Annotated in this window: 8 protein-coding genes and 1 pseudogene; all 9 read left to right on the top strand. The window is 55.4% G+C overall.

Annotated elements, in window-relative coordinates; all coding sequences use genetic code 11:
• The first annotated feature begins 223 nt into the window (after window positions 1–223).
• The 9 genes and pseudogenes from QW71_RS12180 (at window position 224) to eutC (ending at window position 10,958) form a co-directional block, all read left to right on the top strand.
• Window positions 224–1,396, top strand: coding sequence for an amidohydrolase (locus QW71_RS12180; RefSeq protein WP_039298172.1), 1,173 nt, complete (start codon window positions 224–226; stop codon window positions 1,394–1,396).
• Between the two features lie 80 nt (window positions 1,397–1,476).
• Window positions 1,477–1,908: a CBS domain-containing protein gene (locus QW71_RS12185; RefSeq protein WP_200905917.1), complete on the top strand. Its 432-nt coding sequence runs from the start codon at window positions 1,477–1,479 to the stop codon at window positions 1,906–1,908.
• 173 nt (window positions 1,909–2,081) lie between these two features.
• On the top strand, window positions 2,082–3,794 hold the full coding sequence (locus QW71_RS12190) for a DNA repair helicase XPB (protein ID WP_039297965.1): 1,713 nt from the start codon (window positions 2,082–2,084) through the stop codon (window positions 3,792–3,794).
• Window positions 3,791–5,935, top strand: coding sequence for a helicase-associated domain-containing protein (locus QW71_RS12195; RefSeq protein ID WP_039297967.1), 2,145 nt, complete (start codon window positions 3,791–3,793; stop codon window positions 5,933–5,935). Before QW71_RS12190 ends, QW71_RS12195 begins: the two co-directional genes overlap by 4 nt.
• A gap of 46 nt (window positions 5,936–5,981) precedes the next feature.
• Window positions 5,982–6,419 (top strand): YlbF family regulator, encoded by a 438-nt coding sequence (locus QW71_RS12200; protein WP_039297969.1) that lies wholly within the window; start codon window positions 5,982–5,984, stop codon window positions 6,417–6,419.
• A 42-nt stretch (window positions 6,420–6,461) separates the two neighbouring features.
• The gene (locus QW71_RS12205; protein WP_020432997.1) at window positions 6,462–6,725 is read left to right on the top strand and encodes a YlbG family protein; all 264 of its coding nucleotides are present in this window, start codon (window positions 6,462–6,464) and stop codon (window positions 6,723–6,725) included.
• Between the two features lie 606 nt (window positions 6,726–7,331).
• Window positions 7,332–8,852 (top strand): ethanolamine ammonia-lyase reactivating factor EutA, encoded by a 1,521-nt coding sequence (locus QW71_RS12215; RefSeq protein WP_052769996.1) that lies wholly within the window; start codon window positions 7,332–7,334, stop codon window positions 8,850–8,852.
• 20 nt (window positions 8,853–8,872) lie between these two features.
• Window positions 8,873–10,227: pseudogene (locus QW71_RS37070) on the top strand (ethanolamine ammonia-lyase subunit EutB).
• 20 nt (window positions 10,228–10,247) lie between these two features.
• On the top strand, window positions 10,248–10,958 hold the full coding sequence (gene eutC / locus QW71_RS12225) for an ethanolamine ammonia-lyase subunit EutC (protein ID WP_047013758.1): 711 nt from the start codon (window positions 10,248–10,250) through the stop codon (window positions 10,956–10,958).
• Window positions 10,959–10,986 lie beyond the last annotated feature (28 nt).

Below are 10,986 nucleotides of genomic sequence, written 5' to 3' on the forward strand. Positions count from 1 at the left end.
GTATGAAGTATAATGGTACATTTGTAATTAAAATTTGCGATGTTCCTCCTCATGATAGTATGTTTCACGGGGTTGTGCAAGGTAGAGCGGGCCTATTGATACCCACTTTTTTGTGTTTCTGCTACAATAAAAGATATATGGCATGCTGCGGCCGGTCTTTACACAGAAGAGTCAGACTGCAGGCTTGTCCGAAGTATGCTGCCGGAGAAGGGAATGGAGAATTATGGAGAGGTTAGCGGTAGAGGAGCTGCTGCCGGAGATGGTGAAATGGCGCCGCCATTTACACCGCCATCCGGAGCTGTCTTACCAGGAGAAGGAGACATCCGCCTATGTCGGAGCAAGACTGTCCGAACTGGGGATTGAAGTTAGAAGAAGCGGGTCCGGCTACGGACTGACAGGTATACTTACAGGGGCACTGCCCGGCAGAACGGTTGTTCTGCGTGCAGATATGGATGCCCTGGCGATTACTGAAGAAAATGGACGGGAATATGCTTCGCAGAATCCCGGGGTTATGCATGCCTGCGGACATGACGGGCATACGGCAATGCTGCTGGCTGCGGCTGCGTATTACAGTGCACGCCGTGAAGATATCCGCGGCGAGATCCGTTTCCTGTTCCAGCCGGCGGAAGAGGTCTGTCCGGGCGGTGCAATGGGGATGATTGCAGAAGGTGTGCTGGATGGTGCTGATGCCGTCTATGGACTGCATCTGTGGACGCCGTTTCCACTAGGTACCGTGGGCAGCGCGCCAGGCCCGCTGATGGCCTCCGCCGATGAATTTTTCATCGATATTATCGGCAAGGGCGGCCACGGCGGCATGCCGCACCGTACGGTGGACAGCATTGTGGCAGGGGCGGCTCTTGTTACCCAGCTGCAGAGCATTGTCAGCCGGACTGTAGATCCGCTGCGTCCTGCAGTGGTCAGCGTAGGGACGATTCAAGGCGGATCTGCCCAGAATATTATTGCCGAGCGCTGCCGGATTACGGGGACTGTGCGCGCGTTCGATGAAGAGACGCGCTATCTGATCCGCCGCAGAATCGAGGAGATGACGGCTTCCATCGCAGCAGCGTATGGTGCAGAGGCGACTGTCGATTATCTGATGGGGTATCCGCCGCTGGTGAATGATGAAGCGGAATTTAACCGCTTTTACCGTGTCGCCCCGGAAGCACTGGGAGAAGGCGCAACTGTTATGCTGATGGAGAAAATTATGCCTGCGGAGGACTTCTCCTATTATGTTAAGGAAATCCCCGGCTGCTTCATCTTTGTGGGCGCTGGCAATCCTGCCAAGGATGCCGTCTATCCGCATCATCACAGCAAATTTGACTTTGACGAGGATGCCATGCTCTATGGGGCAAAGCTTCTGGTGGCTATGGCCGATTCCTGTCTGAATGAACAATAATGTATTTGTATAATATTTGACGCTTGAGGAAAAACTACTCTCAAATGGCATGGTGACATGGCAGACAGGAGGGTTCATTCTTGAAGACAGTCAAGGAAGTAATGACCGCCAATCCGGCTTCGGTCACGCTGCTCGATAATATCTATGAGGTTGCCGTCAAAATGAGAGATTACGGGACGGGCTTCATTCCTGTAGTAGATTCGGCTGACGGTGCAACGCTGCTGGGTGTAATCACGGACCGTGATCTTGTACTCCGAGGGTATGCGGACAAGCATCCCGGCTCCACAGCCGTTGAAACCGTCATGAGCCGGGAGGTTATCTCCATTTCGGAGACGGCTTCTGTTGATGAGGCTGCGGAACTGATGGCTTCAGGACAAATCCGCCGTATTCCGGTGATCCGTGACAAGAAGCTGATCGGAATTGTGTCGCTTGGCGACTTGGCGGTGAAAAGGATTTATGCGGATGAGGCAGCAGAGGCGTTAAGCGGAATCTCCCAGCGGCAGCTGCATTAAATAGGGTTATGGAAAGCTCATGTCCGTTACACGGAGGTGGGCTTTTTCAAAATTGAAATTAATAAGCAGAAAGCCCCACGTTGTGGGGTTATTTTGTGCTACCTGTTTAGGGGGAGAATCCATTTCCTGCTGTATTAAAGCTTAAACACTGTAGATCACAAGGAGGGAATACTATGAATGCTGATGGAAAGGGTGCGTGCATTACCAGAAACGACCGGACCATTCTGCTGGAATGCGGCCATCCCGGATATGAGGAAGCCAGGGCGGTCCTGGCTGATTTTGCCGAGCTTGTCAAAAGCCCTCCGGTCTATCACACCTACCGGATAACGCCGTTGTCCCTGTGGAATGCAGCGGCTGGAGGCCAGGAGGCAGAAGCGGTTATTGCTAAGCTCCGCAGGCTGTCACGCTGGGGAATTCCCTCCGGCCTTGAGGGTGAAATCAGGCAGCTGATGTCCCGGTACGGAAGATTGCAGCTGCGCACGCATGAAACTGATCCGCTGCTCATCACGCTCTCAGCTGATCAGGCCGGACTGCTGGATGAACTGGAGGACAGCCTGATTCTGAAAGAGCTGGGCTGGCACAGGGCAGGCCCTTTGCAGAGCTATTGTCCGAAGAGCAACAGGGGGCTGCTCAAGCAGGAATTAACAGGACTTGGTTATCCGGTGCTTGATTATGCCGGTTTCCGGGACGGGCAGGAGCTGAAGCTTGCCTGGACAGAGGAAGCGGGGATGGGGGCCGGAATTAGCGGGGAGGCTTTCGGGCTCCGGGATTATCAGAGGGATGCTGTCCGGCAGTTCCAGGGGATTGGGGGCATCGGCGGCAGCGGTGTTGTTGTTCTGCCTTGCGGTGCGGGCAAAACGGTAGTAGGGATTGCAGTCCTGGAGCATCTGCAGTGTGAAACGCTGATTCTTACCTCCAGCACCACCTCGGTCGAGCAGTGGCGGAGTGAGCTGCTGCAGCGGACGACCCTGAGCGCGGATGAAGTCGGGGAATATTCCGGTGAGAAGCGGGAGGTACGGCCTGTCACGGTCGCCACCTATCAGATTCTGACCCACCGTACAGCCAAGGGAGGGCCGTTTGTCCACATGAATCTGTTCAATGAGCGGAACTGGGGGCTCATAATTTATGACGAGGTCCATCTGCTCCCGGCTCCTGTCTTCAGGGCTACGGCAGACATTCAGGCTACGCGCCGGCTGGGTCTTACAGCAACGCTGGTCCGGGAGGATGGCCGGGAAGGTGATGTGTTCTCCCTGATCGGGCCCAAATGTTACGATCTGCCCTGGAAGGTGCTGGAGAGGCAGGGATGGATTGCGACAGTGGATTGTACAGAAGTGATAGTCCCGATGGATGAGCGGCTGCGGCAGCAATATATCTATGCCGGGGTGAAAGAACAGTTCCGCCTGGCGGCCGGCAATCAGGCTAAGGCTGCGGCCGCGGCATCGATTGCTGCGGCACATGCCGGGGCGGCGATTTTGGTAATCGGCCAGTATCTGGACCAGCTGGAGCAGCTGGCGGAGACTCTGGGCGCGCCGCTTATTACCGGCAAAACTACACAGAAGGAACGGAGCGCATTGTATGCCGCCTTCAACGAAGGGCGGCTGCCGCTGCTGGTTGTCTCGAAGGTGGCTAATTTTGCCGTCAATCTGCCGGATGCCTCGGTGGCGATTGAGGTATCCGGAGCCTTTGGCTCGCGGCAGGAGGAGGCTCAGCGGCTGGGGCGTATTTTGCGGCCAAAGCCGGGCGACAACAAGGCGTATTTCTATACGCTGGTCTCGGGGGACAGCAGGGAGCAGGAATTTGCCTTGCGGCGCAGGATGTTCTTAACCGAGCAAGGCTACGATTACGCAGTCAGAATGCTGGAATCCGCGGAGGAGGCTATTCTATGAGGAGGCAGGAGCCTGATCCAGATGTGCAGAAGCTGACGCCGGAAGCGCAGGCAGTACTCCAGGCGATTTGTGCGGAACATGCAGCTAGCCCTTGGGCGGCGGATACCATTGAACGGCTGCGGCCGGCATTCCTGTGCCGTGCTGAGCAGGAGCTGGCGCTGAATGAGCTGCTCATGGCAGGAATGCTGGAGCTGCGCCAGAAAATGTGGGGAGAGAAGCTGTATCAGATTCCGCAGCACAGGTTCCCCCGGATCGGGCGGAGCTTCTGGCCTGCCCGTCCGCAGAGTCTTGGAGAAACAGATATACAGGCCCAGCTTGCTGCCTGCACGGGTCTGGCTGCCGAGCTGTTCCGGGGGCTGTTATTTACAGCGCGTGAGGGCTTGCCGCTGACGGCCAAGGGACTCATACACAAGAAGCAGCTCGGTCTGCTGGCAGGCCAGCTGTCGATGCAGGAGGAGCATCTTGCTGGACTTAAGCTCAACCAGGCCAGTTCTGAGCCTTACCCGCTTCCGGTAACGGTTATCGTAGATTTGATGGCTGTTCTGGGTCTGATCAGCCGCAGCAGCAGCGGATATTTAATAGACATAACGAAGCTGCAGTGCTGGCTGGCGCTGACCGAGCAGGAGATGACCGATACGCTATACCGCATTGTAATCAGCCGTTATGGCTCTCCGGAGCCTGCCGGGCAGCATTTCAGACATCTGATCTCCACGGCGGAATTTCCCCCGGGAGAATGGTTTGCCGTGCCGCCTCTTCTGGATTGGATGATACAGAGCGGCCTTGCCAAGGTACAGTCTGATGCCGGGCCGGACGGTTCGGAGCTTCATGCGTCCGCCATTGCCTGGCTCCGCTGCCTGGCAGGCTTCGGCTGGTGTGACCTGGGTTATTCAGCCAAGGGAGAGCCCTGCTTCCGGTGGAAGGCAGTGAAGCCGCAACTGGACGGAGCTTCGGCAGGTACAATAGAACCGGAGGTAAGCGGAGAAGATACAGGTATTGTGAAAGCGGAGAAATCGCAACCAGATGAAGCCTGCGGCGGATCTGCTGTACCAGAAGGCGACCATGAGCAGGAGGAGCAGGAGCAGGTGCAGAAGGAGGTACTCTCCGGCAGCTCATTGAAGTCAGGGGAGACTGGCGCGGACTGGGGCTTGCCTGCAGAATCTGCTGTACCTGCGGCCGGCAGGTTCGTTGTCCAGCCGGATTTCGAGGTGCTGGTCCCGCCTGAAGTTCCGTATACCATCCGCTGGACCCTGGCAGGATACGCCGAGCTGCTGCATAATCAGGACCTCTGGAGCTTCCGGCTGACCCGGGAAATGCTGGAGTCCGCAGCGGAGCTGGGCTGTCCTCCCGGGAATGCCATTGCTTGGCTTACCGCGCATGCTCAGGGGGGCCTGCCGGAGCAGGTGGAGCTGTCGCTGCGGCAGTGGGCTAAGGGAATCGGGCGGACATCATTGTCCGAGGTTATTCTGCTGTCCTGTGCAGGTGAACAGGAGAGCGGAGATATTGCTGCGCATCCCCGGCTGCAGGATATTCTGACCCGGATTGGCCCGCTCCACTTCATCGTTCGCCCGGAATCTGTCGGCCAGCTGCGCAAGGAGCTGGCTGCAGCCGGGCTGGCTCCGCCAAGAATCATCGGCGGCCGGGAGGAGGCCTTGCAGCCGTACAACCCGTTTGGACCTTTTGAACGGCCCGCAGCAGCATTCCGTTATGAGCTTCCTTCTCCTGCCGGGGAACGGGGACTGCTTGGTGCTGCAGCGTATCCGAAGCTCCTGCCACTGGCGGGGACAGCGCAGGATCAGGAGCTGCTTCCGGAGCTGCTTCCGGGTGAAGATGCCGTTCCGCAAATGTGGTTCAACCAGTGGAGGCAGTACCATGTGACTACGGCGCAGAAGGTAATGGAGCAGGCGCTGGGCTGGGGGATCAAGGTTAGAATTTCCGTGCAGGGCCAAACAGCAGACTTCATTCCGGAGCAAATAAGCGGCCGCCCGTGGAGAGTACGGGGGAATCTGCTGCGTTCAGGTTCAGGGACTGTAGAGCAGATTCAGCTTGCCGCCGAAGACTGGCAGGAAATGAAGCTGCTGCATCCGGTCAAACAGAGAAATTCCTCTTCTTCTGTAGCAGCCGGATATGTTATGATAAGGTAGTCTACCGTTTGCGGTAGAACATTAATGCAGAAAAGAGTTGAAGTTCATGAGCGTAGCGGAATTAAATACGGTCGATATGGCCGAAGTGCTGACATACGCCTATGAATTAGGCGATATGATTAACCAATCCGCCGAAGTGTCGGATTACTTATACTGGAAAGGGCGGGTCGATCAGAGCCCCGAAATCCAGGCCATGGTCAAACGGCTGCAGAGCAAGAAGGAGCTGTTTGAGGAGACACAGCGGTTTGGACATTTTCACCCGAACTATCATTCGGCCAAGGATGAGGTTGAGTTAGTAGAGCGGGAGCTGGAACAGTTCGAAGAGGTTGTCCGCTTCAAGAATGCGGAGAAGACGCTGGATGATATTCTTCACTCCATGTCTGAAGCAATCGCCTTCTCGGTATCGGACAGCATCAAGGTTCCGAGCAATGACCCGTCCCCCAAAGGCGGATGCGGCAGCGGAGGCAAATGCTCTTGCGGATAAGCTGGCCGTATTGAGAATAGAGAAAGAAAGGCGGATGAGCTTATGTTTGCGGAACGGACAGGTTATATCGTTTGGGTTAGCGACGTCAAGGCAGCGCGTAACCTGGAGAAATACGGAACACTGCACTATGTTTCCCGAAAAATGCACTATGCGGTAATGTATGTGAACGCGGAACGCGCCGAGGAAGTTATGAAGAATGTCCGCAGACTTTCCTACGTGCGTAAGATTGAGCGTTCCTACCGCAATGAACTCAAGACTGAATACACCAGCAATGGCCCGGACAAGTCCCGTTATTACGGTTTGTAAATTCAAATATAGCCATATTGGACAGGCGCCGCTGGCGTCTGTTTTTTTGAATTTAATATATTTTATGATCACGTAAATAATGCTCTAGCGATAGGGAAGACGAGCCAAATGTATGTGAAAAACCGAATACAATGCTCCAATGATAGGGTAGACGAGCCAAATGTATGCGAAAAACCGAATACAATGCTCCAATGATAGGGTAGATGAGCCAAATGTATGCGAAAAACCGAATACAATGTGCCAATGATGGGGAAGACGAGCCGGATGTATGCGAAAAACCGAATACAATGCTCCAATGATAGGGTAGACGAGCCGGATGTATGCGAAAAACCGAATACAATGTGGGGTATGAATACCTTTGAATCCGCCGAAAGCGGGATGGATGATATTTTGCAGGGGGAATGTTAACTAAATTGACATCTAATCGCCGGTGACTTACTATATCCTCAAGGAAAGCAAGCTGATCCTACTGGGATTATCTGCAATAGATCTATACAATAAATACAACACAATAAATACAACGCAACGAGTACAACAGAGGGCACAGACGTAATAGGCACGCATGGCAGAGCGATGCAAGGCTGATAAGGCGTCTTTTTTTATACTTTGGCATTTATTTTGGCACTGCTGCAGGCGGGAGGGAACGGCATAGAACCGAAGCGTGAAATAACCAGTGTCGGAATTGATATTGGAACAAGTACGACTAAAATAGTCTTCAGCAGACTTACGGTCGGACGGAGATATGGTGTGTCCATGCTGCCGCAATATCATATCACGGAGCGGAATATTATATATGAGAGCCCAATGCATCTAACACCGCTGATAGGCGAATCGCAAATCGATCTTCCGGCATTACAGCAGATTCTGTCGGCAGAGTACCACAGCGCGGCACTGAAGCCTGAGGAGGTAGATACGGGGGCTGTCATTATTACTGGAGAAACGGCGGTAAGATCGAACGCGGATTCCATCCTCCATCAGTTGGCGGGGGAGTCGGGAGAGTTCGTGGTTGCCCAGGCAGGCGGGGATCTGGAGGCTGTCCTTGCGGGCAAAGGCGCTGGAGCGGAAGCTCATTCGCGAAGAGCGGCGGGGACGATAGTCAATGTGGATATCGGAGGCGGTACGGCAAACGCGGCATATTTCAACAGCGGAAGTTGCATAGGAACCTTGAACTTTCATATCGGCGGCCGGCTGATTATGCTGGATAAGGCTGGAACCGTAGCGAAAATATATCCCGCGGCCCGGCAATGGCTGAACCGGGAAGGGCTGTGGCTGCAAGAGGGGGAGCAGGCGGATTGGCCTGTGCTGCAGGAGATCACCCGGAGATGGAGTGAACTGCTGCTGGAGGTCCTGCTTAAGGGCAGTGATCCGCAAGCCTGTCCATTAATCTATGGTCACCCGGACCTTCCGGCTGCATTTGCAAGAGAGGCTACAGTTACGGAGCTTTGGATCTCGGGGGGTGTGGGTGCATTAATGGAGCAGGCCGCTCCCCGCAATATCGCGGAGACTGCAAGGTATGGGGATATCGGGCCGCTGCTGGCTCATGCCATTAAAAAGGCCGCCGAACACTACCCGGTGAAGCTGCAGGCCGCTCCAAGCGCGCAGCGGGCTACAGTGATTGGTGCAGGTGTTCATACCCTGCAGCTCAGCGGTTCAACGGTTTATGCAGACCCCAACCTGCTGCCGCTGCGGAATATTCCCGTTGTAGAGCTGGTCGGGCCCGTACAGGTCCAGGACGTTGAGCAGCCGGATGAGATTTTAGCCTCTATAGAAGCTGCTTTTGCTGCGGGAGCCATAAGGCACGGTTCAATTGAACCGGAAGAAATGCAGTTTGCAATCGCCATCCCGGAAATCACCCCCTGCTCCTATTCTGTGTTACGCCGGATTGCTGAAGCAGTGACCGGGTGTTCCCGGAAGTATAAGCTGAAGCTTTGCATCCTGATCTGTGAGAATGACATTGCCAAAGCTTTGGGCAATTGTATCTATCTGCTATCCCAAGGCCGGCAAGCCTGCGTCTGTCTGGACCAGATTACTGTGGCACATGGCGATTATATTGACATTGGAATCCCGGCGGACGGGGATTATATACCGGTTGCCGTCAAGACCCTGGTCTTTAGTTCAACGAATTAGGCGGAAAGGAATGAAGTGCGATGAAACTGACCGTCTCTCTGCTTGGTGAAAGCTACCGGTTTCATGATCTGAAGGAGCTGTTTGCCAAGGCGAATGAAGAAAAGTCCGGGGACCAGCTTGCCGGAATCGCTGCAGCGGACGACCGCGAACGGATGGCAGCCAAGCTTGTGCTGGCCGGCTTGACGTTGGCGGATATCCGCAGCCACCCGCTGCTGCCTCCAGAGACTGACGAGGTGTCAAGAGTGATCGAAGAGGGAGTGGATGAAGCGGTCTACGAAACGATCCGCAGCTGGACGGTTGGAGAGCTGAGGGAACAGCTGCTCGCTGCATCTGAGACTGAGGTGCGCCGGATCGGCAGAGGCCTGAATAGTGAGATGGCCGCTGCGGCTGCCAAGCTGATGTCCAATCTGGATCTGATCCAGGCCGCGGCCAAGTGTGAAGTGATTACCCGCTGCAATACTACGCTGGGAGAACGCGGGCGGCTCGGGAGCCGGGCCCAGCCCAATCATCCTACGGATGATCCGCTGGGGATGAAGGCTTCCATCTATGAAGCATTGAGCTACGGCATCGGGGATGCGGTAATCGGTATCAATCCTGTCATTGATACAACAGACAATATTATCCGCCTCCTCCACGAAACCAAAGGGTCATTCACAGATGGGGCATACCGACGCAGAACAGTGTGCTTGCCCATGTGACCACCCAGATGAGAGCCATATCCAAGGGGGCTCCGGCGGATCTGATCTTCCAGAGTCTTGCCGGTACAGAGAGCGGCAACCAATCCTTCGGGATTGATCTGCGGCTTCTGCAGGAGGCGGATCAGCTGATCCGGGAGTCCGGCACGGCCAGCGGGGAGAACCGCTGGTATTTTGAGACGGGGCAAGGGTCAGAGCTGTCAGCGGGCGGTCATCACGGTGTGGATCAGCTTACACTGGAATCCCGCTGCTATGGTCTGGCCAAAGCATTCAAGCCGTTTCTGGTGAACACCGTCGTCGGTTTTATCGGACCCGAGTACCTGTATGACAGCAAGCAGGTAATCCGGGCCGGGCTTGAGGATCATTTCATGGGCAAGATCCAGGGACTCCCGATGGGTGTGGATGTCTGTTATACGAACCACATGAAGGCAGACCAGAATGACATGGATAACTTAGCTGTCCTCCTGGCGGCCGCCGGAGTAAACTTCTTCATCGGGGTACCGATGGCGGATGACTGCATGCTGAATTACCAGTCGACCAGCTTTCATGATATTGCTACTGTACGGGAGCTGCTGCGTCTGCAGCCGGGGGCAGAGTTCTCGGCTTGGGCGGACAAAATGGGCATCCTGAAGAATGGCCGACTGACTGCACTTGCCGGTGATCCCACGTTATTCATTTAAACAGCGAAGGAGGGGCAAGCATGGCATTCCACGATCCGGAGGGAATGGAAAGATTGCGTAAGGCTACACCGGCGCGGATCGGCACAGGCCGGGCAGGAACACGGCCGACGACCCGTGAGCAGCTGCAGCTGCGCCTGGATCATGCGGCTGCAGTCGATTCAGTATACGGCAGCGTCAGCAGCGCATTGCTGGATGAGCTGGAGCTGTTTGCGGTTGACTCAGAGGTGACGGACAAGGAGCTGTACCTGAAACGGCCGGATCTGGGCCGGCAGCTGCCGGAGAGCAGTATCCGGCTTCTGCGGGAGCGCTGTATCCAGGCTCCGCAGGTGCAGATTGTGGTGTCGGACGGACTAAGTGCCGATGCCATTGACAGCAACCTGCGGGATATCTATCCGGCGCTGCTGGACTCTCTGGCGGTTCACGGGCTGGCTGCGGGGACGCCGTTTTTTGTGCGGAAGGCCAGGGTCGGCTGTATGAATGCTATTGGCGATATTCTGGAGCCCGAAGTGATTGTAATGCTGATCGGAGAACGTCCGGGGCTCATCACCTCCCGGTCCATGAGTGCTTATCTTGGCTACAGGCCGCGTTCCGGAATGACAGATTCCCAGCGGATGGTTCTATCCAACATTCATCAGGGAGGTACTCCTCCGGTAGAGGCCGGCGCCCATCTGGGTAGTCTGATCGCCAGGATGCTGGAGCTCAGAATGAGCGGGGTCGGCCTGGAGCTGTAACTGAGCTTTAATTCTAACGCATCCTATA

It is taken from the genome of Paenibacillus sp. IHB B 3415 (genome assembly GCF_000802655.2).
In the GTDB taxonomy this organism is placed as follows: Bacteria; Bacillota; Bacilli; order Paenibacillales; family Paenibacillaceae; genus Paenibacillus_AQ; species Paenibacillus_AQ phytohabitans.

Bases quoted from the DNA above. Each gene is read 5' to 3' on its own strand.
- QW71_RS12205 (WP_020432997.1), top strand. From the start codon at position 6,462: ATGTTTGCGGAACGGACAGGTTATATCGTTTGGGTTAGCGACGTCAAG.
- QW71_RS12195 (WP_039297967.1), top strand. From the start codon at position 3,791: ATGAGGAGGCAGGAGCCTGATCCAGATGTGCAGAAGCTGACGCCGGAA.
- QW71_RS12190 (WP_039297965.1), top strand. From the start codon at position 2,082: ATGAATGCTGATGGAAAGGGTGCGTGCATTACCAGAAACGACCGGACC.
- eutC (WP_047013758.1), top strand. From the start codon at position 10,248: ATGGCATTCCACGATCCGGAGGGAATGGAAAGATTGCGTAAGGCTACA.
- QW71_RS12180 (WP_039298172.1), top strand. From the start codon at position 224: ATGGAGAGGTTAGCGGTAGAGGAGCTGCTGCCGGAGATGGTGAAATGG.
- QW71_RS12200 (WP_039297969.1), top strand. From the start codon at position 5,982: ATGAGCGTAGCGGAATTAAATACGGTCGATATGGCCGAAGTGCTGACA.